The sequence below is a fragment of the Anaeromyxobacter dehalogenans 2CP-C genome (genome assembly GCF_000013385.1).
GTDB classification, from domain to species: domain Bacteria; phylum Myxococcota; class Myxococcia; order Myxococcales; family Anaeromyxobacteraceae; genus Anaeromyxobacter; species Anaeromyxobacter dehalogenans_B.
Genome location: NC_007760.1, coordinates 1390166 through 1410778 on the forward strand (window position 1 = coordinate 1390166; position 20613 = coordinate 1410778).

At 77.8% G+C, this 20613-nt stretch carries 22 protein-coding genes and 1 tRNA gene; 15 read left to right on the plus strand and 8 right to left on the minus strand.

The features are described from left to right. Positions 1-5: 5 nt before the first annotated feature. From ADEH_RS06180 to ADEH_RS06210, 7 genes are read left to right on the plus strand one after another with little or no spacing between them, the layout of a single operon-like run. Positions 6-221 (plus strand): ATPase, encoded by a 216-nt coding sequence (locus ADEH_RS06180; RefSeq protein WP_011420255.1) that lies wholly within the window; start codon positions 6-8, stop codon positions 219-221. Next, positions 218-829 carry a hypothetical protein gene (locus tag ADEH_RS06185; RefSeq protein WP_011420256.1) on the plus strand — a complete coding sequence of 204 codons (612 nt, stop codon included), beginning with the start codon at positions 218-220 and terminating at the stop codon, positions 827-829. The genes ADEH_RS06180 and ADEH_RS06185 overlap by 4 nt, the downstream gene beginning before the upstream one ends. Further along, a complete protein-coding gene (locus ADEH_RS06190) occupies positions 808-1821 on the plus strand; it encodes a V-type ATPase subunit (RefSeq protein WP_011420257.1) in 1014 nt (337 codons plus the stop codon). Before ADEH_RS06185 ends, ADEH_RS06190 begins: the two co-directional genes overlap by 22 nt. Position 1822: 1 nt before the next feature. Continuing rightward, complete coding sequence (locus tag ADEH_RS06195; protein ID WP_011420258.1) at positions 1823-2221, plus strand: V-type ATP synthase subunit F; 399 nt, start codon at positions 1823-1825, stop codon at positions 2219-2221. Then, positions 2218-3957: a V-type ATP synthase subunit A gene (locus ADEH_RS06200; protein WP_011420259.1), complete on the plus strand. Its 1740-nt coding sequence runs from the start codon at positions 2218-2220 to the stop codon at positions 3955-3957. Before ADEH_RS06195 ends, ADEH_RS06200 begins: the two co-directional genes overlap by 4 nt. Positions 3958-3959: 2 nt before the next feature. Then, the gene (locus tag ADEH_RS06205) at positions 3960-5387 is read left to right on the plus strand and encodes a V-type ATP synthase subunit B (protein ID WP_011420260.1); all 1428 of its coding nucleotides are present in this window, start codon (positions 3960-3962) and stop codon (positions 5385-5387) included. Next, entirely contained in the window at positions 5384-6013 is a 630-nt protein-coding gene (locus ADEH_RS06210) for a V-type ATP synthase subunit D (RefSeq protein ID WP_011420261.1), read from the plus strand. Before ADEH_RS06205 ends, ADEH_RS06210 begins: the two co-directional genes overlap by 4 nt. 9 nt (positions 6014-6022) lie before the next feature. Here ADEH_RS06210 and ADEH_RS06215 read toward each other — a convergent pair whose 3' ends face one another. Then, the gene (locus ADEH_RS06215) at positions 6023-6454 is read right to left on the minus strand and encodes a DUF2267 domain-containing protein (RefSeq protein WP_041453360.1); all 432 of its coding nucleotides are present in this window, start codon (positions 6452-6454) and stop codon (positions 6023-6025) included. Between the two features lie 83 nt (positions 6455-6537). Between ADEH_RS06215 and ADEH_RS06220 the strand changes: the two genes are divergently transcribed. Beyond that, positions 6538-8367: a sensor histidine kinase gene (locus tag ADEH_RS06220; protein WP_011420263.1), complete on the plus strand. Its 1830-nt coding sequence runs from the start codon at positions 6538-6540 to the stop codon at positions 8365-8367. 17 nt (positions 8368-8384) lie between these two features. Here ADEH_RS06220 and ADEH_RS06225 read toward each other — a convergent pair whose 3' ends face one another. Together ADEH_RS06225 and ADEH_RS06230 are read right to left on the minus strand one after the other, a co-directional pair. Beyond that, the gene (locus tag ADEH_RS06225; protein WP_011420264.1) at positions 8385-9095 is read right to left on the minus strand and encodes an SDR family NAD(P)-dependent oxidoreductase; all 711 of its coding nucleotides are present in this window, start codon (positions 9093-9095) and stop codon (positions 8385-8387) included. A 225-nt stretch (positions 9096-9320) separates the two neighbouring features. Next, entirely contained in the window at positions 9321-10316 is a 996-nt protein-coding gene (locus ADEH_RS06230; RefSeq protein WP_011420265.1) for a hypothetical protein, read from the minus strand. Positions 10317-10619: 303 nt separating this feature from the next. Between ADEH_RS06230 and ADEH_RS06235 the strand changes: the two genes are divergently transcribed. The 4 genes from ADEH_RS06235 to ADEH_RS06250 all read left to right on the plus strand — a co-directional run bounded on the left by ADEH_RS06235 (position 10620) and on the right by ADEH_RS06250 (position 15287). After that, positions 10620-13859 carry a fused MFS/spermidine synthase gene (locus ADEH_RS06235; protein ID WP_011420266.1) on the plus strand — a complete coding sequence of 1080 codons (3240 nt, stop codon included), beginning with the start codon at positions 10620-10622 and terminating at the stop codon, positions 13857-13859. 109 nt (positions 13860-13968) lie between these two features. Continuing rightward, positions 13969-14298, plus strand: coding sequence for an ArsR/SmtB family transcription factor (locus ADEH_RS06240; RefSeq protein WP_011420267.1), 330 nt, complete (start codon positions 13969-13971; stop codon positions 14296-14298). Then, on the plus strand, positions 14295-14831 hold the full coding sequence (locus tag ADEH_RS06245) for an SRPBCC family protein (protein ID WP_011420268.1): 537 nt from the start codon (positions 14295-14297) through the stop codon (positions 14829-14831). Before ADEH_RS06240 ends, ADEH_RS06245 begins: the two co-directional genes overlap by 4 nt. Before the next feature lie 33 nt (positions 14832-14864). Next, positions 14865-15287: a DUF1801 domain-containing protein gene (locus ADEH_RS06250; protein ID WP_011420269.1), complete on the plus strand. Its 423-nt coding sequence runs from the start codon at positions 14865-14867 to the stop codon at positions 15285-15287. Between the two features lie 11 nt (positions 15288-15298). Here ADEH_RS06250 and ADEH_RS06255 read toward each other — a convergent pair whose 3' ends face one another. Next, positions 15299-16156 carry a class I SAM-dependent methyltransferase gene (locus ADEH_RS06255; RefSeq protein WP_011420270.1) on the minus strand — a complete coding sequence of 286 codons (858 nt, stop codon included), beginning with the start codon at positions 16154-16156 and terminating at the stop codon, positions 15299-15301. A 64-nt stretch (positions 16157-16220) separates the two neighbouring features. Between ADEH_RS06255 and ADEH_RS23065 the strand changes: the two genes are divergently transcribed. Beyond that, the gene (locus ADEH_RS23065; RefSeq protein ID WP_198133814.1) at positions 16221-16361 is read left to right on the plus strand and encodes a hypothetical protein; all 141 of its coding nucleotides are present in this window, start codon (positions 16221-16223) and stop codon (positions 16359-16361) included. Between the two features lie 71 nt (positions 16362-16432). Here the strand turns inward: ADEH_RS23065 and ADEH_RS06260 are convergent. Beyond that, positions 16433-16508, minus strand: a tRNA-Asn gene (locus ADEH_RS06260). A gap of 159 nt (positions 16509-16667) precedes the next feature. Here ADEH_RS06260 and ADEH_RS06265 point away from each other — a divergent pair. After that, entirely contained in the window at positions 16668-17669 is a 1002-nt protein-coding gene (locus ADEH_RS06265) for a BtrH N-terminal domain-containing protein (RefSeq protein ID WP_041453361.1), read from the plus strand. After that, positions 17669-18523 carry a SirB1 family protein gene (locus tag ADEH_RS06270; RefSeq protein ID WP_011420272.1) on the plus strand — a complete coding sequence of 285 codons (855 nt, stop codon included), beginning with the start codon at positions 17669-17671 and terminating at the stop codon, positions 18521-18523. The genes ADEH_RS06265 and ADEH_RS06270 overlap by 1 nt, the downstream gene beginning before the upstream one ends. On the opposite strand, the gene ADEH_RS06275 is transcribed toward ADEH_RS06270, so the two are convergent. The 3 genes from ADEH_RS06275 to ADEH_RS06285 are packed head-to-tail and all read right to left on the minus strand — an operon-like array spanning position 18516 to position 20579. Continuing rightward, the gene (locus ADEH_RS06275) at positions 18516-18854 is read right to left on the minus strand and encodes a (2Fe-2S) ferredoxin domain-containing protein (protein ID WP_011420273.1); all 339 of its coding nucleotides are present in this window, start codon (positions 18852-18854) and stop codon (positions 18516-18518) included. The genes ADEH_RS06270 and ADEH_RS06275 overlap by 8 nt on opposite strands. 37 nt (positions 18855-18891) lie before the next feature. Beyond that, a complete protein-coding gene (locus tag ADEH_RS06280; protein WP_011420274.1) occupies positions 18892-19680 on the minus strand; it encodes an SDR family NAD(P)-dependent oxidoreductase in 789 nt (262 codons plus the stop codon). Continuing rightward, on the minus strand, positions 19677-20579 hold the full coding sequence (locus tag ADEH_RS06285) for an HAD family hydrolase (protein WP_041453362.1): 903 nt from the start codon (positions 20577-20579) through the stop codon (positions 19677-19679). The genes ADEH_RS06280 and ADEH_RS06285 overlap by 4 nt, the downstream gene beginning before the upstream one ends. Positions 20580-20613 lie beyond the last annotated feature (34 nt).

The following is a 20613-nucleotide window of genomic DNA, read 5'->3' on the forward strand; positions in this document are numbered from 1 at the left end:
ACGACGTGGACAAGGTGCTCATCACGCTGGCCGCCGCGCTCGCCGTCGGCGTCACCGCCCTCGCCACCGCCTGGGTCCAGTCGCGCATCGGGTCGGCCGGCGCAGGGGCGCTGGCCGAGAAGCCGGAGGTGCGCGGCGCCGTGATCGTCATGCTCGCCATCCCCGAGACCCTGGTGATCCTCGGGTTCGTGGTGGCGGTGCTGATCCTGACCGGAGGATGACCGTGGGCTACGGCGACCTGCTCCGCGTGCTGGCCGAGGAGGCGGAGCGCGAGGGCCGGGAGCTGCGCGCGGCCGCGGAGCGCGAGGCCGCGCGCGTGCTCGAGGAGGCCCGGGCGGCCACCGCGGCGGCGCGCGACGCGCTGCTGGCCCGGGCCGCCGCCGACGCGGCCGAGGCCGCGCGCGCCGGCGGCGACGCGCTCGGGCGCGAGCGGGAGCGGGTCTCGCTCCTGGCGCGCCGCGAGGCCCTCGAGGCGCTGCACCGGGCGGCGGCCGGAGGGCTGGCCGCCGAGGGCGACGCGGCGCTCGACGCGCGCCTGCTCGCGGAGCTGCTGCCGGAGGTGGGCGAGGCGCCGTTCGAGGTGGAGGTGGACCCGGGCGCCGGCGAAGCCTGCCGCGCCGCGCTGGCGCGGCTGGATCCCGCCGCGGCGGCCCGCGCGACCGTGCGCGAGGCCGCCGCGCCGCGGGGCGGCGTCCGGGTGCGGGTGGGCCGGCGCGAGCTCGACGACACGCTGCCGGCGCGCCTCGAGCGCCTGTGGCCGGAGGCCGAGGCGGAGCTGGCTGCGATCCTGTTCGCGGAGGCGGGCGCATGGCCCGGCTCGACCGCCTGAACGCGCGCGTGGGCGCGCGCCGGCCGCTCCTGCTCGACGCGCCCGGGCTGCGCGAGCTGCTCACGCGCCCGTCCACCGAGGCGCGGGTGGAGCTGCTCCGCTCCCGCGCCGCCGGGGCGGGGCTGCCGGCGGACGCCGCCGCGCCGCCGGTGGCGCTGGCGCGCGTCGAGGCCGGGCTGCGGGCGGCGGCGCGCGCGGAGGCCGAGCGGCTGGTGGGCCTGGCCGAGGGGCGCCGTGCGCGGGCCCTGCTCGCGGCGTTCGTCGCGCTCGACGAGGCGGCGGCGGTGAAGGCGGTGCTCCGCGGCGTGGCGCTGGGGGCGCCCATCGACGCGACGGTCGCCGCGGCCCCGGCGGTGACGCCCCCCGGGCCCGAGGCGCTGCGCGCCGCCGCGGCCGCGCCGGCGCTCGCCGACGCGGTGGCGGCGCTGGAGGCGGCCGGCTCGACGGTCGCTTCCGCGGTCCGGCCCGCGCTGTCCCAGGTCGGGAAGGCCGGGCTGGCGCCGCTGGAGCGCGCCGCGGACCGCGCCGGGCTGGCGCGGGCCCGCGCCGCGTGCCGGCACCGCGGGGAGGACGGCGAGATCCTGGCGCGCCACCTCGCGGACCGCACCGACGCGCGCAACGCCGAGACGCTGCTCACGCTGGACGGCGCCGCGCCGGAGCCGGGCACCTGGCTCGAGGGCGGCCGGCGCTGGGACGCGGCCGCGCTCGACGCGCTGGCGCGCGCAGGGGCCGCGGCGGCGCGCCAGGCGGTGGCGGCCGGGTTCGGCCTGCCGGCCGCGGCGCTCGGGTCGCCCTGGGCGGCGGAGCGCGCGCTGGAGGCCGCGCTGCTGGTGCCGCTGCGGCGCGAGGCGCGGCGGCGGCCCCTGTCGATCGCGGTCCCGCTGCGGCACCTGCTGGAGCGCCGGGCCGAGGTGGCCCGCGTGGCGGTGCTCCTCCGCGGCGCCGCGGTCGGGATCTCGGGCGACGAGCTCCTCGACCTGGTGGAGGCGTGACGTGGCGGCCGGGGCGGGCGAGCGCGCGGGGGTGGCGACGGGCGCGGCCGGCGCGCTGCGGCTCGCGGTGGCGGTGCGGTCGGCGGACGCGCTGGGCTTCCGGCTGGCGGGGGCGCCGGTGGAGGCGGTGGAGCCGGGCGAGGAGGCCGCGGCGTTCCGGCGGCTCCTCGGGGACGCGGAGGTCGGGGTGCTCGCCGTGGAGGAGGAGCTGCTGCGCGCGGTCCCGGAGCGCCTGCTGGCCCGCGTGCGCGAGCGCGGCCTGCCGGTGGTGCTGCCGTTCGCCCTGCCGCGGCGCCTGGGCGAGGAGGGCAGGGGGCGCGCCTACGTGGCCGCGCTCATCCGCCGGGCGGTGGGCTACGGCGTGAAGCTCGGCAGCGCGGGCGGGGGAGGGGCGCCATGAGCGGGACGCTGGTGCGGATGGCCGGGCCGACGGTGGTGGCGGAGGGGCTCGCCGGCGCCAGCCTGAACGAGGTGGTGCGCGTCGGCGAGGAGCGGCTGCTCGGCGAGATCATCCGGATCGAGGGCGACCGCGCGACCATCCAGGTCTACGAGGAGACGGCCGGGCTCGCGCTGGGCGAGCCGGTGGAGGCCTCCGGCGAGCCGCTCGCGGTGGAGCTCGGGCCGGGGCTGCTCGGCTCGGTGTTCGACGGCGTGCAGCGGCCGCTCTCCGAGCTGGCCGCGCGCGAGGGCGACTTCCTGGGCCGCGGCGCCTCGCTGCCGGCGCTGGACCGCGCCCGCGCCTGGGAGTTCGAGCCCGCCGTGGCGCCGGGCGACCGCGTGGAGGGCGGCGTGCGCCTGGGCGTGGCCCGCGCCCCGGGCGCCCCCGACCACCCGGTGGTGGTCCCGCCCGGCGTGGCCGGGCGCGTGGCGGAGGTCCGCGCCGGCGCGCGGCGGGTGGAGGAGCCGGCGGTGCTGCTGGAGGGGGGCGCCACCCTCGCGCTGCTGGAGCGCTGGCCGGTGCGGCGCCCGCGCCCGGCGCGGCGGCGCCTTCCGCCGGACGTGCCGTTCCTCACCGGCCAGCGGGTGCTGGACTGCTTCTTCCCGGTGTCGGCCGGCGGGACGGCGGTGGTGCCGGGCGGCTTCGGCACCGGCAAGACGGTGCTGGAGCAGAGCCTGGCGAAGTGGGCGGCCGCCGACGTGGTCGTCTACGTGGGCTGCGGCGAGCGCGGCAACGAGATGTCCGAGGTGCTGGACGAGTTCCCGCGCCTCGAGGACCCGCGCACCGGCGGGCCGCTGCTCGCGCGCACCGTGATGATCGTGAACACCTCGAACATGCCGGTGGCCGCGCGCGAGGCGTCCATCTACACCGGCGCCGCCATCGCCGAGTACTTCCGCGACATGGGGCGCTCGGTGGCGCTCATGATCGACTCCACCTCGCGCTGGGCCGAGGCGCTGCGCGAGATCTCGGCGCGCCTGGAGGAGATGCCCGGCGAGGAGGGGTACCCGACCTACCTCGCCTCGCGGCTGGCGCGCTTCTACGAGCGCGCGGGGCGGGTGGAGACGCTGGGCGGGGCCGAGGGCGCGGTGACCATGGTGGGCGCGGTGTCGCCGCCCGGCGGCGACCTCTCGGAGCCGGTCACCCAGTGCTCGCTCCGCGCCACCGGCGCGCTCTGGGCGCTCTCGGCCGACCTGGCGCACCGGCGCCACTACCCGGCGGTGGACTGGAGCGTCTCGTTCACGCTGGAGGGCGACCGGCTGGCGGGCTGGTTCGAGCGCGAGGCGGGCGACGGGTTCGGCGCGCTGCGCGACGAGGCGCGCAAGCTGCTGCAGCGCGAGCGCGAGCTGGCGGAGGTGGCCGAGCTGGTGGGGACCGAGTCGCTGCAGGACGCCGAGCGGCTGGTGCTCGAGTCCGCGCGGCTGCTGCGCGAGGGCTTCCTGCGCCAGAGCGCGCTCGACCCCGCCGACGCGACCTGCCCGCCCGCGAAGGCGTTCGAGATGCTGCGGCTGTTCCTGGAGTGGCACCGGCGCGCCGGCGCCGCGATCGGCGCGGGCGTGCCGCTCCGGTCGATCCTCGACACCGGCCTCGGCGCGCGGCTGCTGCGCCTGGGGCAGCTCCCGGCGGCCGAGGTGCCTGCGGCGGCCGCCGCGCTGCGCGCGGATCTCTCGGAGGCGCTGGCCCGCATGGAGGCGGAGTGATCATGGACCTCGTCACCCGCCGCATCCGCGGGGCGCTCGGCATCGCCGGCCCGCTGCTGTTCCTCGAGGGCGTCCCGCGCGCGCGCCTGGGCGAGGTGGTGCGCATCCGGGGCGAGCCGGAGGCCAGCGGGCGTGCCGCCGAGGAGCGGAGCGGGCAGGTCATCGCGCTCTCGCGCGACCGGATCGCGGTGCAGGTGCTCGAGGAGACGCGCGGCCTCGCCCCGGCGCGCTCCGAGGTCACGCTCACCGGCCAGGTGGCGCGGCTGGGCGTCGCGCGCGGCATGCTGGGGCGGGTGCTGGACGGCCTCGGCCGGCCCGCCGACGGGCTCCCGCCGCCCGTGCCGGAGGCGCGTCCGGCCATCCACGGCGCCGCGCTCAACGTCACGCGGCGCGAGAAGCCCTCGGACTTCATCGAGACCGGCGTCTCCGCCATCGACGGGATGAACACGCTGGTGCGCGGCCAGAAGCTGCCGGTGTTCTCCTGCGCCGGCCTGCCGGCCTCCCGCCTCGCGGCGCAGATCGTGTGCCAGGCGCGGGTGCGCGGCGGCGAGCCGTTCGCGGTGGTGTTCGCGGCCATGGGCTCGCCGTTCCGCGAGTACCACGCGTTCCTGGAGGCGTTCCGGGCCGCGGGCGTGCTGGATCGCACGGTGGTGTTCCTGAACCGCGCCGAGGATCCGCCCATCGAGCGGCTCATGACGCCGCGGTGCGCGCTCACCTGCGCCGAGCACCTGGCGTTCACGCACGGGCTGCACGTGCTGGTCGTGCTCACCGACGTGACCAGCTACTGCGAGGCGCTGCGCGAGGTGGCGCTGGCGCGCGAGGAGGTGCCGGGACGGCGCGGCTACCCCGGCTACATGTACACCGACCTCGCCACCATCTTCGAGCGCGCCGGGCGCGTGCGCGGGCGGCCGGGCTCGCTCACGCAGCTCCCGGTGCTCACCATGCCGGACGACGACCTCACCCACCCCATCCCCGACCTGACCGGCTACATCACCGAGGGGCAGATCGTGCTCTCGCGCGACCTCGACCGCCGCGGCGTGTACCCGCCCATCGACGTGCTGCCCTCGCTGTCGCGGCTCATGGGCCTGGGCGCGGGGCCGGGCAAGACCCGGGACGACCACCGCCCGGTCGCCGATCAGCTCTACGCGTTCTACGCGCGCGGCCGCGACGTGCGGCGCATGGCCGCCATCGTGGGCGCGGCCAACCTGGGCGAGGAGGAGAAGCGGCTGCTCGCGTTCGCGGACGCGTTCGAGGACGGCCTGGTCGGCCAGGGCGGCACCTTCCGGACGATCGAGGACACGCTCGAGGCCGGCTGGCGGCTCCTGTCCGGCTTCCCGCCCGCGGCCCTGACCCGCATCCCGGAGCGCCTGCTGCGCGCCCGCCCGGCCCAGCCCGCGGCCGCGGCGACGTCCGGCGGAGCGATCGCATGAGCCGCGCCGCCACCACGCGGATGGGCCTGCTCGAGGTCCGCGCCCGGCGCGCGGTGGCGGGCAAGGGGGCGCGGCTGCTCCGCGCCAAGCGCGAGGTGCTGGCGAGCGAGCTCTGGAGGCTGGTGCACGACGTGCTCGAGGGGCGCGCCCGGCTGGACGAGGCGCTGCGCCGCGCGGTGAAGGCGCTCGAGCTGGCGAAGGCGCTGGAGGGTGAGGAGCGGCTCGCGTCGCTGGCGCTCCCGGCGGCCCGCGCCGTCCCGCTCGCCGTGACGGTGCGGCGGGTGTGGGGCGTGCCGACCCCGTCGGTGGCCGCGCCGCCGCTGGTGCGCGCGGCCGATCAGCGGGGCAGCTCGCCGGTGAGCTGGGGGCCCTCGGGCGCGGCCGCGGCGCGCCACCACGAGGAGTCGCTGGAGGTGCTGCTCACCATCGCCTCCAAGGAGCTGCACCTCGCCCGGCTCGGGGAGGAGATCCAGGAGACCTCGCGGCGCATCAACGCGCTGGAGCAGCTCGTGCTGCCCGCGCTCCGGAGCGAGGCCTCGCGGATCGCGGCGGCGCTGGACGAGCGCGACCGCGAGGACGCGGTGCGCCTGCGGCGCTTCCGCGCCCGCCACCCGCGGCCCGCCTGACCGGGCCGCTCAGCTCGGCCGGCGCCACAGCGGCAGCAGCTCGGGCGGGAGCAGGCGCCCGACCTCCTCCGCCTGCTCCTCCGGCAGCTGCGCGCGCAGCGCCGCGAAGACCGCGCGGGCGGCCGCCTCGGCGCCCCCCGGCGACGGCCCCAGGTCCTCGGCCACGTGCGCCTCGAATGCCTCCGCGGTCAGCGGCTCGCGCGGCCGCACCGCGGCGGTGCCGCGGTGGCGCTCGCACAGCGAGAGCTTCCCGCGGAACGGCTCGGGCAGGACCTCGCGGAGCGGGGCGAAGTCCGAGGAGCGCGTCCGGTCGGCGAGCGCGCAGGCGACCGCCTCGACGGCCCGCGCGGCCTCGGCGCGGCGGGGAAGGCCCTCCCGGGCGAGCGCCTCGACGAGCGCCCGGAAGTCTGCGTCGATGAGCGGATCCGCGAGCCTCGGCATGCCCGGAACGTCGTCACCGGGCGCCGGGGCGTCACCCCGGCCTCCCCGGCGCGGGGCCGCCATATTGCCGGGTGCGGGGGGCGATGCGGCTCGGAAGCGGGAGGACGGGGCGGGAGCGCCCGCGCGACGCGCCGGGGCTGGCGTCCCGCGCCCGGGCGTCGATCTGGCCGGCGGCGCTCGCCCTCGGGGTGGTGTCGGTGCTCGGGGTGGCCGCGCTCGGCGTGCGCACGCAGCGCATGGCCAGCGAGGCGTGGGACCGCCTGCTCGACGAGAACGTGGCCGCCCTGGTGGACGCCGAGCGGCTCGCCACCGCGAGCGAGCTCGGCCTGCGGCTGGCGCGCGACGCGGCCGTGGACGGCGAGCCCGCCACCCTCCGCGCCCTGGGCCGCAACCAGGCGGAGGTCGCCGACCTGCTCGGGCGCGCGGCGGCGCGCGCGCGCACCCCCGAGGAGCGGGACCGCGTGGTGGCGCTCGCCGAGGACCACGCGCTCCTGTGGCGGCTCGGCGAGCGGGCGGCCGTGGAGCGGCTGCGCGGGCAGCCGCCGGGCGCGGTGGCGAGGCGGCTCCAGGCGTCGGCCGGCCCGGTGCGGCGCCGGATCGACGACGGCGTGGCGGCGCTGGTGCGGGCGCACGAGCAGGACCTGACCCGGGCGCGCCAGCAGGTCGCGGCGGGCGAGCGGCGCGGGCTGCTGGCCCTGGCCGGCGCCGCCGCGGTGGCGGTGGCGCTCGCGGTGCTCCTCGGCGTGTGGCTGCGCCGCAGCCTGGGCGCGCTCCGGCGCAGCGAGGCCCGGTTCCGCGCCACGTTCGAGCACGCCGGCGTGGGCATGGCGCACGTCTCGCCGGACGGCCACTGGCTGCGGCTGAACCGCCGCTACCGCGAGCTGCTGGGCTGCGAGCGCGAGGACCTGCGGGCGGCCACGGTGCTCGACCTGACCCACCCCGACGACCGCGCCGCCGAGGCGCAGCGGAGCGCGCGGCTGCTCGCCGGAGAGATCGACGGCTACGCCGCGGAGGAGCGCCTGCTCCGGCGCGACGGCGAGACGCAGTGGGTGAACGTGACCTGCGCCATCGTGCGGGACGGCGCCGGGCGCACGCGCTACCTGGTGCGGTCGGCGGAGGACGTGTCGGCGCGCCGGCGGGTCGAGGAGGAGCTCCGGGGCGCCGTGCGCGCCCGCGACGAGTTCCTCCAGGTGGCCTCGCACGAGCTGCGCACGCCGCTCGCCACGCTGCGCCTCCAGGTCGAGTCGCTCCGGGCGGCGCTCGCGCGCGGCCGGGCCGAGCCGGCGCGCGCGGTCGCCCGGGCCGACGCGGCGCTGCGGCAGACGGCGCGCCTCGACGCGCTGGTGGACGCGCTCATCGAGGTCTCGCGGGCGGGCCGGGGCGCGGTGGCCCTGCAGCGCGAGCGGGTGGACCTCGCCGAGGTGGCGCGGCGCGTGCTGCGCCGGAGCCTCGACCCGGCGGTGCACCACGGCATCGAGCTGCACCTGCGCTGCCGGAGCGTGCTGGCGTGGGCGGACCGGGCGCGGCTGGAGCAGGCGCTCGGGCACCTGCTCTCGAACGCGCTCCGCCACGGCGCCGGGCGGCCGGTGGAGATCCGCGTCGAGGGGGAGGGCGCGCTCGGCCGGATCGTCGTGGTGGACCATGGGGCCGGCGTGGACCCGGCCGACGCCGAGCGGATCTTCGGCCGGTTCGAGCGGGCCACCTCGTGGCGCCACCACGGCGGCCTCGGGCTGGGCCTGTTCCTGGCCCGGCGCATCGCCGAGGCGCACGGGGGCACGGTGCGCCTCGAGCGGGCGGACGGGGACGGGACCGCGTTCGTGCTGGAGGTCCCTCGGGAGCTGCCACGGGAGGACCTCGCCCCCCGCGACGCGGGCGAGCCGTCCGGCGGGGACCAGCCCGGCCAGGCGCACTGACCCGCCCCGCGCCCGCGCTACCAGGGGATGAGCCGTCCGTCGCGGAAGAACCCGCCGCTCGGGCCGTCGTCGGGCAGCGTGGCCAGCCAGACGATCCCCTCCGCGCCGCGGTCCACCGAGCGCGGGGCCTCCTCGCCCCCCATGCGCGTCCGGACCCAGCCCGGGCACGCCGCGTTCACCTTCACCGCGGGGCCGGTCACGCCGGAGAGCTTGAGCGTGAGCGCGTCGAGCGCCGCCTTGGAGATGCAGTACGGCGCAGGCCCCTCCAGCCCCTCGCCGAAGGAGCCGGACCCGGAGGAGACGTTCACCACGCGCCCCCACCCGGCGCGCTGCATGGCCGGCACCAGCGCGCGGCAGAGCCGGAGCGGGCCGAACAGGTGGACCTCCATCGCCTCGCGGAACGCCTCGTCCGGCGCGCTCAGCACGCCGCCCTGCGGGTAGACGCCGGCGTTGTTCACGAGCACGTCCACGTGGACGCCGTCGGCGGCGAGCTGCGCCAGGGCGGCGTCCACCGACGCCGGGAGGGAGAGATCGAGCGCGAGCGCGCGGGCCGCGTGGCCGTGGGCCGCGAGCGCAGCGGCGGCCTGGGCGCCCGCGGCGGCGTCGCGCGTCCCCAGGAGCACCGCCATCCCGCGCGCCGCCAGCGCCTCGGCCACCGCGAGCCCGATCCCGCGGTTCGCGCCCGTGACGAGCGCGGTCCGGCGGGGCGGGCGATCGGATCCGGTCATGCCGACGGCATGCGCCGGATCCGGCCGCGAGTAAAGCCCCCGGGCGCGGGCCCGCGCGCGCCCGCGCAGGAAGGTCTCCCGCGCGGCGAGGCCGCGCCCGCGGGGACCTCGCGCGGACCCGCGTCAGCGGGCGCGCGAGGTCACGGGACCCGCGCAGCAGGGGTGGGGCCCCGACGCCCTTCGGCAAGCTCAGGGCGGCGGGGCGAGGGCGCAGCCCTCGTGAGATCAGTTCGGCGCCGTGATCGTCTGCGTGGTCGCGTACGCGCCGCAGGTCGTCGTGATCGTGGCGGTGAACTGCGCGCTCGCGCCGGGCGCCAGCTCCACCGTCGCCGGCGAGACCGACACGCCGAGGATGCGGTCGCTCACCGTGACGGCCGCGACCGCGCTCGCGGTCCCGCTGGCCTGGCTCGTGGCGATCACGTGGTAGGTGCCCGCCGCGTTCGGCGCGGTGTAGACGCCGCCCGAGGTGATCGACCCGCCGGCCGCGCCTTCCTGGACGGACCAGGTGACCGCGCCGCTGGCGGCGCCGGTGACGGTGGCCGTGAACGTGAGCGTCCGGCACGCGTCCACCGTGCCGCTCGCGGGCGAGACGGTCACGGCGACCGGGCCCGGGGGCGTCGGCGCGCTGACGGTGACCGCCGCCTCGGCCGTGGCGGCCGGATCCGCGACGCTCGCCGCCACCACGTGGCAGGTGGCGGCCGCGCCGGGGGCGGTGTAGACCCCGCCCGCGCTGACCGTGCCGCAGCCCGCCTCGCGCACCGTCCAGGTGACGCTCGGGTCGGTGGCGTTGCCGACCGTCGCCGTGAACGCGACGGTGCCGCCCGCGCCGACGCTGGTCGAGGCCGGGGAGACGCTCACCGTGATCGGCGCCGGCGTCGGGGTGACGACGACCTTGGACCGGCCCTTCGCCAGCCCGTTGCCCCGGCTCGTGGCGCTGACGGTGTACGTGCCCGCGGCGAGCGGCGCGACGTAGCTGCCGGTCTGGCTGATGGTGCCGCCGTCGGTTTCCCACGTGACCGTCGTGTCGGCGGTGCCGGTCACGACGCTGGTGAAGTCCACCGTCCCGCCGGGCGCGACCTGGATCTCCTTCGGGCGGACCTCGACGGTCACCGTCTGCCCGGCCGGGGGAAGCGGGCCCTGGGTGGAGGGGGAGCCTCCGCCTCCGCATCCGGCCACGGCGGCCAGGACGGCGGAGGCGAGGAGCAGGCGGGTGATCGGCATCTCGCTTTCCTTGCGGGCTGGGGAGCGGCGGGACGCCTTGAAACCCTGAGCGCGTCCCGCGGTCCGGTGTCGTTGAGTCGTGGGGCAAGTTCCCACGACGCGCCGGGTCGCAACAGCCGCCAAAGCAGCGGCGCCGCCGTGGGTGGTCCGCACACATCCCCCCGTAGCCCTTTGGTTTTCCCCATCCGCCGCGGACGGCGCGCGCCCGCGGAACGCTCCCGCGCTCGCCCTGGGAACGCGTCCTCGGGCACCGGCTCCCGGGGGATGGATCGCGGCGGAGCCGGAGCATACAGTCGCACCCCCATGAGGGACTTCCGGCGTGGCGGCATGTACGCGCTGTTCTTCGTCTCCGGGGCGGCGGGCCTGGTCTACCAGGTGGCCTGGTCGCGCCTGCTGAACGAGATCTTCGGCGTCACGGCGCACGCGGTGACCGCGGTGCTGGCCACGTTCCTCGGTGGCCTGGCGCTCGGGAGCTGGATGCTCGGGCGCGCGGCGGACCGCTGCCGCGACCCGCTGCGCCTCTACGCGCTCCTCGAGCTCGGCGTCGCGGCCACCGCGCTCGCGGGCACCGCGGCGGTGCGGGCGCTCGACCCGGTCCACCTGTGGGCGGCCTCGCGGCTCGCGCCGGACTCCGTCGCGCTGCTGCTGGTGCGCGCGGGGCTCGCGGCGGTGGTGGTGCTCCCGCCCACCGTCCTCATGGGCGGCACGCTCCCCGCGATCACGCGGGCCCTGGTCCGCCGCATCGGCCACCTCGGCCGCGAGCTGAGCTTCGTGTACGCGCTCAACACCGCGGGCGCGGTGGCGGGGAGCGTCGCGGCCGGCTTCGCGCTCATCCGCGCGCTCGGGGTGCACGGGACGCTCTGGGCCGCCGCCGCCGCCAACGTGGCGGTGGGGCTCGGCGCGCTGGCGCTCTCTCGCGCGCGCGGCGGGTCCGGGGCGTCGCCGCCGGCCGCCGCGGCGCCGGCGCGTTCGCCCGCGCCGGCGGCGGGTCCCGAGGCCGGGGCCGGCTGGATCCTCGCCGTCATGGCGCTCTCCGGCGTCTCGTCGCTCGCGCTGGAGGTGATCTGGACCCGCATGCTGGTGCTGGTCGTCGGCACCTCCACGTACGCGTTCGTCACCATGCTCACCGCGTTCCTGGTGGGCATCGCGCTGGGGAGCTTCGTGGCGCGCGCCTTCGTGGACCGGGTGCGCAGCCCGCGCCGGGCGTTCGGCTGGGTCCAGGCCGGCATCGCCGCGTCCACGCTCGCGACCCTGCCGCTCATGGGCGCGCTGATGGGCGGCGCGCAGCGGTGGGTGGACGGCCTGGAGCTGCGGTGGGAGGCGCTCCTCGCCGGGCGCTTCGCGCTCAGCTTCCTCGTGATGATCGTCCCGACCACGCTCATCGGGATGACGTTCCCGCTCGCGGCGCGGATCTGGGCCCGGACGCTCGACACGCTGGGCGGGCGCCTCGGGCAGCTCTACGGCGCGAACACGCTCGGGAACATCGCGGGCGCGGTCCTGGGCGGGTTCGTGGTGCTCCCGGCGGTGGGGATGCAGCGCGGGGTCGCGCTCATGGCGGTCCTGAACCTCGTCGGCGCCGCCTGGGCGCTCCTCCCCGCGCGCGAGGACCACCGCCGGCCGGCGGTCCTGCTGCGCGCCGCGCCGGTCTCCGCCGGCCTGTGGGCGTGCGCGCTGCTGGTCGCGCTCTGGCGGCCGGCGCCGTTCGGCTCGGCGGAGGAGGGGCCCGACGACCCGGTGCTGTTCTACCGCGAGGGCCTGGTCTCGACGGTGAAGGTGATCCAGCGCGCCGACGACGGCCGCCAGCGGGTGATGCTGGTGGACGGGGTCCGGATCGGCCAGAGCAGCGACGGCGTGGACCGCAAGCAGCAGGTGCTGGCGCACTTCCCGATCCTGCTGCGCGACCGGCCGCCGGCCCGCGTGCTGACGATCGGGCTCGGCACCGGCATCCTCGCCGGCGAGGTGGCGCGCCACCCCGGGGTCGAGCGGGTGGACGTCGTCGAGCTGTCACCCTCCGTGATCGAGGGCGCGCGCCTCTTCGACCGCTTCAACGGCGCGGTGCTCGACGACCCGCGGGTGCGGGTGGTGAACGACGACGGCGTGGCGTTCCTGCGCCGGAGCACCGAGCGGTACGACGCGATCGTCTCGGACGGCAAGTCGCGGTCCGGGCACGCGGGCAACGCGCAGTTCTACTCCGACGACTACTACCGATCCGCGCGGGCCCACCTCGCCCCCGGCGGCGTCATGATGCAGTGGGTCCCGCTGGACGTGCCCGCGGCGGACCTCCGCGTCATCCTGCGCACGTTCGAGGGCGCGTTCCCCGACACGTACGTGTGGATCGCGCAGTCCTCCTGCTTCCTGGTGGGCCTCGATCGCCCGCTGGCGCTGGACCTCGCGAAGGTCCAGCGGGTGCTCGACGCGCCGGAGAGCGAGGACCTGCGCCGGCACGGCTGGCGGACGGCGGCCGAGGTCGTGGCGCTGCTCGCGGCCGACCGCGAGACGCTCGCGCCGTGGCTGGCGCAGGAGGACGCCGTCAACACGCTCGAGCGTCCCATCCTGGAGTTCTACGCGCCCGCCGGGCTCGCCGTGCCCGCCGGCGTGCGCGCCGCCGCGAACCTCGCGACGCTCGGCACGCTCGGGCGAGGGGTCCCTCCGACGGCGCGGGTCACCGGCGCCGACGCGGCGACGCTGGCGGACGGCGCCCGGGCCGAGCGGCTCCTGGTCGCCGGGATCGGGGCGCTCGGCCGCGGGGACGCGGCGGGCGTCGCCGACCTGGAGGAGGCCGCCCGGGCGGCGCCCGAGGACGGCGTGATCCGCCAGGCCGTGGCGGAGGCCCTGGTCCAGCTGGGCGTGGACGCCGACGGCGCCCGCGACGTCCTCCGCGCCGAGGGCCTGTACCGCGCCGCCATCGCGGCGTGGCCGCGCTTCGAGATCGCCTGGGTGAACCTCGGCCGCGCGCTGGCGCTCGAGGGCCGCGTCCCCGAGGCGCTCGCGGCGGAGCGCCGGGCGCTGGAGCTGAACCCGGAGTCGGGCGGCGCGCACCGATGGGCCGCCGACCTGCTCCTCGCCCTGGGCCGGCCGGGCGAGGCCATCGCGCACGCGCGGGAGGCGGTGCGGCTCGCCCCCGGCGCCGCCCGGCTCCGGGCCGGGCTCGGCACGTCGCTCGCCATGGCCGGCCGCTTCGACGAGGGGCTGCGCGAGCTGCGCGAGGCGGTCCGGCTCGACCCGCGCGCGCCCGAGCCGCTGGGCCGCGCGGCGCTGCTGCTCGCGACGCGGCCCGGCGCCACCGGCGCCGACGCCGAGGAGGCGGTGCGGCTCGCCTCGCGGGCGCGCTCGCTCACCGATGGCCGCGATCCCGCCGCGCTCGAGACGCTCGCGGCCGCGTACGCCGCCGCGGGCCGGTTCGGCGACGCGGTCGCCGAGCAGGGCAGGGCGGTGGAGCTGCTCGAGCGCGCGGGCGGCGCGCAGGCGGACGACGCGCGCGCGACCCTGGCGCGCTACCGGGCGGGGCAGCCGCTCCGCCTGGAGGCGCCCGCCGCCCGGTGACCGGGGTCGCGGGGCGGGCGCCGAGCCCGCGCCCATCGGGCGACTCGGCCGGCCCGACGACCCGTCCGTGTGCTTGCGAGCGTATGACCGAGGCGGCATATAACGCTGCGTGGAAACGTCCTTCGCCGCCATCGCCGAGCCGAACCGCCGGGCCATCCTGGGCCTGCTCGCGTCGTCGGAGCGGTCCGTCGGCGAGATCGAGCGCCGCCTGCGGATGCCGCAGACCTCGGTCTCCAAGCACCTCCGCGTGCTGCGCCAGGCGGGCCTGGTGGAGGCGAGGGTCGAGGCCCAGCGGCGGGTCTACCGGCTGCGGCCCGAGCCGCTCCGGGAGATCGACGCCTGGCTCGAGCCGTTCCGGCGCCTCTGGACCGCCCACGTGGACGCGCTCGAGCGCCACCTCGATCGCATGGAGCGAGCCGAGAAGGAGAGGAACCGATGAGCGGACGCGAGTACGAGCCCGGCCCCGCGGCCGGGGCAGAGGTCTGGAAGGACGGCGAGCGCTGGACGCTGGTGCTGGTGCGGGACCTCCGTCACCCGCCCGCGCGCGTGTGGGAGGCGCTCACCGAGCCCGCGCACCTGGTGGAGTGGGCGCCGTTCGACGCGGACCGGAGCCTCGCCGCGGCGGGGCCGGTGACGCTCTCGACCGCGGGCGTGCCGACGCCGCAGCTCTCCGCGTCCACGGTGAGGAGGGCGGAGGCGCCCAGGGTGCTGGAGTACACGTGGGGTGACAACGAGCTCCGCTGGGAGCTCGAGCCGCACGGCGCGGGCACGCGCCTGACGCTGTGGCACGCCATCGACCGGCGCTTCGTGTCGTGGGGCGCCGCCGGCTGGCACGTCTGCCTGGACGTGCTGGACCGGAGCCTGGCGGGCGAGCCCATCGCACGGATCGTCGGGCCCGAGGCGATGAAGCTCGCCGGCTGGCAGCGCCTGGTCGGCGAGTACGCGGCGCAGTTCGGCGGCGAGTCCGCCTAGGAGGGCGAACGTGGAGACGGCACAGGTGAGCCCGTGATCGCGCGCGCACCGCGGACCCGCACGACGAGGCCTGCGCCGGCCGGATCGGCCTCCGCGCGGATCGACCGGAAGATCGCGTCGCTCGGGGACTGGCGCGGGGAGACGCTCTCGCGGGTGCGCGAGCTCGTCCACGAGGCCGACCCCGAGGTCGTCGAGGAGCTGAAGTGGATGGGGACGCCGGTCTGGCCGTACCGGAGCGTGGTCAAGCTCACGTTCGCCCGCGGCGCCGCGCTGCCGGACCCGGCGGGCCTGTTCAACTCGAGCCTCGACGGGAAGGTCCGGCGGGCCATCGACCTCCGCGAGGGCGAGGAGATCGACGCGATGGCGCTGAAGGCGCTCGTCCGCGCCGCCGTGGCGCTCAACCTCGAGGCGACGGCGAGGCCGAGGGCGCGGCGACCCGCGCGCCGGCGCGCCTGAGCGACCCGGGCTCAGGTCGTCGCGACCAGCAGCTCCTCGGAGTTGCTGGGGAGGCGCAGGCCGTCCGCACGGTCCGCGAAGTAGCGCGCGGTGAGCGCGTCCGCCGAGACGTGCGTCGCGCCCGGGAAGCCCGCCGCGCGCGCCAGCGCGAGGATCTCCTCGGGCTCGAAGAAGCTCAGCCACGGCGTGCCGTTCGCGCGCGCGCCGCGCGCGGCCGCCTCGATCCCGGGGCGGATCGCCGGCTCCGCCCGCTCGATGGGCAGCATGAAGGACATCACGAACGTCGAGCCCGCGGCGAGCGACGCGGCGGCGCGCAGCGTGGAGGCGATGGCCTCCCGGGTGAGGTACATGCTCACGCCGGTGGACGCGACGACCGCCGGGCGCGCCGCGTCGAAGCCCGCGCCGGCGAGGCGCGCCAGCCACGGGTCTCCGCGCTCGAAGTCCACCGGCACGAAGCGCAGGAACGGCGGGACGCCGAGGCCGAGCTCGCCGAGGCGCCGCTGCTTCCACGCCTGCGTGGCCGGCTCGTCCACCTCGAACACGCGCAGCCGCGCGCCGAGCTCCGGCCGCCGCAGCGCGAACGTGTCCAGCCCCGCCCCGAGGACGACGTACTGCGCCACCCCGCCGGCGACCTGCGCCTCGACGAGGTCCTCGACGAACCGCGCCCGCGCCACGATCGACGCCCGGAACGGCCGCGTGAACGCGCCCATGTCGGGCCGCTGCTGCCAGCCTTCCTCCGGGCCGGCCAGCGCGAGGCCGACGGTGTCCTCGAGCACGTGCGGCGGCGGATCGGCGAGCACGTGCAGCGCGCGCCACAGCGCCACCCGCACGGCGGTGTGGTCGGGGACCTGCCTCGGCGCGTCGGCCATGAGAGGGCTCCTCGGGCGCCACGAGCGGCCGGGCGCCACGCAGGTGTAATCGTCGCCTGGCCCGGTGCGCCCGCCTCGCCTCGCGCGCACGCACGAGGGGATGATCGAGCCGGCGCGGCGCGGCGGGGTCGAGGGCGCTGGCGGCGCGCTCCTCTGGACGCACGCCCGCCCCATCCTCGAGTCGCTGCTCACGCCGCGAGCGTGATCCGCGCGGCCAGGCGCGGACGCCCGAAAAAGCGAGAGGGGCCCCGCGGTTGAGCGAGGCCCCTCCCGGAATGGCTCCCCAGGCATGACTCGAACATGCGACCCGGTGATTAACAGTCACCTGCTCTGCCAACTGAGCTACTGGGGAATGGCAGGGGCGCGAATCTAGAGAACGGCCGGGGCGTCGTCAAGGGGGTAGCGCCCCCGGCCGGTGCATCGGTCGCCGGGGTGCCCGGCGCCGCGCCGAGCGACGCTCGGCCTGCGGTCCGGAAGTCGTGCGGCGTGCCCCGGCCGCTATACTCCTCCGGTGATCCTGCCCGGCTTCGAGCACCGGCCCGGCCTGCACTGCGGCTCCACCGCGCTCGCGGACGCGCTGCGCGTCCGCGGCGTGGCGCTGTCCGAGCCCATGGCGTTCGGCCTGGGGGCGGGCCTGGGCTTCTACTACCTCTCGGCGCCGGAGCTGTCGCCGAGCCACCTGTTCGTGGGCCGGTCCGCGCACCTGGAGCGCGCCGCCTGCGAGGTGCTCGGCCTCTCCGCCGTGGAGCGGAGCGCCGACGACCCCGCCTCGGCGTGGGAGGGTGCGCGCGCCGCCCTGGAGCGCGGGCTCGCGCCGATCCTGTCCACCGACCTGGCGGAGCTGCCGTACTGGGGCAGCCGCACGCGCTTCGGCGGCCACCGGGTGGTGCTCGCCGGGCACGACGCGACGCGCGGGATCGCCTGGCTGGCCGACACCGATCGGCCCGGCCTCGAGGCGGTCCCGCTCGACGCGCTCGCCCGCGCCCGCGCCTCCATCGCGCCGCCGTTCGGGACGGGCGGCAACCCGTGGCTGGAGGTGGACGCGCCGGCGCCGCCGCGCCCGCTGGGCGAGGCGGTGCGGGAGGCGCTGCGCCGGCAGGCGCGCGAGATGCTGCTCGATCCGGACGGCTTCGCGGGCGTGTCGGCGATCGAGCGCTTCGCGGCGGAGCTGCCGGACTGGCCGGCGCGCGCGACGGGCGAGGCGGATCGGGCCTGGTGCTTCCGGTACGCCTGGCAGGTGACCGAGAAGCGCGGCACCGGCGGCGGGCTGTTCCGGGCGCTGTACGCCCGCTTCCTGCGCGAGGCGGAGGCGGCGCTCCCCGGGCTCGCGGCGCTCCGCCTGCCGGACCGGATGGACGCGCTCGCGGCCGGGTGGAGCGCGCTCGCCGAGGGGATGCGCGCGGCGGGCGAGGTGCCCGGCGGCGCGGTCTCCCCGGAGCTGGCGGCGCAGGCGCGCGCGCTGGCGCAGGCGGAGCGGCGGTACCACGAGGACGTGGCGGCACGGGTGCCTTGATGACGCTGACGCTGACGCGAGATCTGGAGGGCCGCGCGCGCGCGCGCTTCGCCGAGCTGCTGGGGCGCGACCTGGTCCCGCTCGACGAGGCGGCGCTGGCGATCGCGCAGGAGGAGTACCCGGCGCTCGAGCCGGAGGCGTACCTGACCCGCCTCGACGACCTCGCCGCGCGCGTCGCGCGCCGCGTCCCCGGGCCGGCGCGGGCCGCCTCGGCGCTCCGGGCGCTCCGCGAGGTGCTCCACGACGAGGAGGGGCTCCGGGGCAACGACGACGACTACTACGACCCGCGCAACTCGTTCCTCAACGACGTCCTGGATCGCCGCCTCGGCATCCCCATCACGCTGGCGCTGGTCTACGTCGAGGTCGGGCGCCGGGCCGGGCTGCGGCTGGAGGGGGTCGGCTTCCCCGGCCACTTCCTCGCGAAGTACGTCTCGCCCGGCGGCGTGGAGGTGTTCGTGGACGCCTACCACGGCGGCGAGATGCTCTCGGCCGACGAGTGCGTGGCGCGCTACAAGGCGCGCACCGGCGGCAAGGACCTCGACCCGCGCTACCTCGCCGCGGTGTCGCCGCGCCAGATCCTCGCCCGCATGCTGCAGAACCTGAAGCGCGTCTACGCGGAGCGGAAGGACGACGTCCGGCTGTTCTGGGTGCTCGATCGCATCCTGCTGCTCGCCCCCGGCCAGCGCGAGGCGCTGCGCGACCGGGGCCTCGCCGCGGCGCGGCTGGGCGGGGCGGCCGCCGCCATCCGCGACCTGGAGGCGTACCTGGCGCTCGCGCCCGCGGCGGCCGACGCCGACGAGGTGCGCGCCACCGTGGCCGGGCTGCGCTCCGGGCGCGGCGCGCTGCTCAACTGACGGGGGGCTCGCGCCCCTCCAGGCGCGGGAGCCGCAGCCGCTCCACCGGCGTCCCGCCCACCAGGTGCCGCTCCACGATCTCCGGCACGTCCGCGGGCGACACGTGCCCGTACCAGACGCCCTCCGGGTAGACCACGATCGACGGCCCGAACGCGCACGCGTCCAGGCACCCGGCGCCGTTCACGCGCACCTGCGCCTTCAGGCCGCGGCGGGCGACCTCCGCCTTCAGCGCCGCGCGGATCGCCTCGCTGCCCTTGTTGCCGCAGGCGCCGCGCGGATCCGACGGGTCCCGGTGGTTCTCGCAGACGAAGACGTGGTGGCGGAAGCGCATGGCGGCGATCTAGCGCCGGCCCCCGCGCGCCGCCAGATCAGGGATCGCGGGGCACCAGCTGGCCGCGCGGCACCACCAGCAGCGCGCCGCCGGAGACGGCCAGGTCCTCGCCGACGAGGTGCCCGGACGCCTCGCTCGCGAGGTACAGCACCGCCTGGACCACGTCGTCCACCTCGCCGAGGCGCCGGTTGGGCAGGGTGGCGGCGATGGCGGCCCCGGTCTCGTCGAGCGCGGCCGCGGCCATGGGCGTGCGGATCCAGCCGGGGGAGACGAGGTTGACGCGCGTGCCGGGGGCGAGCTCGACCGCCAGGCTCATCGCCAGCGACTGCAGCGCGCCCTTCGACGCCGCGTAGTGCGCGTGCCGCGCCTCGCCGCGCTGCCCGGCGGTGGAGCCGATGAAGACGACGTTGCCGCGCCCGTCGCGCCCGAGGTGCGGGACCGCCTCTCGCACCAGGTAGAACGCGCTGAACACGTTCACCCGGAAGATCTCCTCCAGCCGGTCGGCCTGGGTCGTCGCGACGGGCGCCTCGTTCCAGATCCCGGCCGAGTGGACCAGCTGGTCGAGGCCGCCCAGCGCGGCCGCGGCCTCGCGCACGCAGGCGACGCAGCCGGCCTCGGTGCCGAGGTCGGCGCCGATCGCCACCGCCTGTCCGGGGTGGCGCGCCGCGAGCGCCTCGGCCGCGGCCCGGTTCGACCGGTAGTGGACGGCGACCCGCGCGCCCTGGCCGAGCAGCGCCTCGGCGATGCCGAGGCCGATGCCGGAGGACGCGCCCGTGACCAGCGCCCGCCGCCCGGCGAGATCCGAGTACCGCGCCACCACGGTCATCGCCGCCTCCTGCCGCGCGGGGCCGGCGCGCGCCGGCCGGGGCCCCAGCGCGCGCCCTCCAGCACGTCCACCACCTGCACGAAGCTGGAGACGGCGAGCGGCCAGCGCCCCTGCGCCTCGTCGGCCACGTGCCGCTGCGTGATCCTCCGCGCCGAGATGACCGCGAGCCGGTCGCGGTACTCCTTCGACACGTAGGTGCCGTACTCCGCCCACACGCCCACCGCGCCGCACGCCTGCGCCACCGCCATGTCCTTCTTGACGTTGTCCCCGACGTAGATCACCTCGGGGCCGCGCAGGACGAGGTCGGCGAGGATGCGCCGCAGGCCGGCCGGGTTCGGCTTCTCGGCGTCGCGCGGGAGCTCCACCACCGGCGTCTTGCCGCGGTAGTGGCCCTCCTCCTCCTTGCGCCGGATCTCCGGGGCGACGTTCTCCGGGAGCGGGAAGAACGGCAGCGTGTACAGCGCGTCGAAGTGGCCGTCGAGCTTCAGGTGCTTCAGGCGCAGCTCGGCCGCGTTCCGCGGCGCGTCGGTGAGCGCCACCACCTTCAGCCCCCGGGCGCGGAGCTGGTCGAGCGTCTCGCGCACGCCGGGGTAGGGCTTCAGGTACCGGTCGCGCGCCGCGCGGAACGCGAGCCGGGCCGGGTCCACCACCAGCGCGTTGAACGAGTCGAAGTCCGCCTCGTACGGCCGGAAGATGTCGGACAGCTGGATCGCGAACGGGTACTCGTTCGACTCGTACTGCGCGTACACCGCCTTCAGCGACTGGACGATCCGGATGCGCGGCAGCCCGGTGGTGGCCACCAGCGAGTCGATCATCGCCTCCAGGGCGGGGACGATGTAGTCCACCCACGGATACAGCGTGTTGTCGAGGTCGGTGACGACCGCCCGGATGCTCGGCACGCGCGCATGGTAGCCGGGTGGGGCCGCAGCCGCC

Bases quoted from the DNA above. Each gene is read 5' to 3' on its own strand.
- ADEH_RS06230 (WP_011420265.1), bottom strand. From the start codon at position 10,316: ATGCCGATCACCCGCCTGCTCCTCGCCTCCGCCGTCCTGGCCGCCGTG.
- ADEH_RS06220 (WP_011420263.1), top strand. From the start codon at position 6,538: ATGCGGCTCGGAAGCGGGAGGACGGGGCGGGAGCGCCCGCGCGACGCG.
- ADEH_RS06210 (WP_011420261.1), top strand. From the start codon at position 5,384: ATGAGCCGCGCCGCCACCACGCGGATGGGCCTGCTCGAGGTCCGCGCC.
- ADEH_RS06190 (WP_011420257.1), top strand. From the start codon at position 808: ATGGCCCGGCTCGACCGCCTGAACGCGCGCGTGGGCGCGCGCCGGCCG.
- ADEH_RS06275 (WP_011420273.1), bottom strand. From the start codon at position 18,854: ATGCGCTTCCGCCACCACGTCTTCGTCTGCGAGAACCACCGGGACCCG.
- ADEH_RS06255 (WP_011420270.1), bottom strand. From the start codon at position 16,156: ATGGCCGACGCGCCGAGGCAGGTCCCCGACCACACCGCCGTGCGGGTG.
- ADEH_RS06185 (WP_011420256.1), top strand. From the start codon at position 218: ATGACCGTGGGCTACGGCGACCTGCTCCGCGTGCTGGCCGAGGAGGCG.
- ADEH_RS06270 (WP_011420272.1), top strand. From the start codon at position 17,669: ATGACGCTGACGCTGACGCGAGATCTGGAGGGCCGCGCGCGCGCGCGC.
- ADEH_RS06235 (WP_011420266.1), top strand. From the start codon at position 10,620: ATGAGGGACTTCCGGCGTGGCGGCATGTACGCGCTGTTCTTCGTCTCC.
- ADEH_RS06245 (WP_011420268.1), top strand. From the start codon at position 14,295: ATGAGCGGACGCGAGTACGAGCCCGGCCCCGCGGCCGGGGCAGAGGTC.
- ADEH_RS06215 (WP_041453360.1), bottom strand. From the start codon at position 6,454: ATGCCGAGGCTCGCGGATCCGCTCATCGACGCAGACTTCCGGGCGCTC.
- ADEH_RS06205 (WP_011420260.1), top strand. From the start codon at position 3,960: ATGGACCTCGTCACCCGCCGCATCCGCGGGGCGCTCGGCATCGCCGGC.
- ADEH_RS06280 (WP_011420274.1), bottom strand. From the start codon at position 19,680: ATGACCGTGGTGGCGCGGTACTCGGATCTCGCCGGGCGGCGGGCGCTG.
- ADEH_RS06225 (WP_011420264.1), bottom strand. From the start codon at position 9,095: ATGACCGGATCCGATCGCCCGCCCCGCCGGACCGCGCTCGTCACGGGC.
- ADEH_RS06200 (WP_011420259.1), top strand. From the start codon at position 2,218: ATGAGCGGGACGCTGGTGCGGATGGCCGGGCCGACGGTGGTGGCGGAG.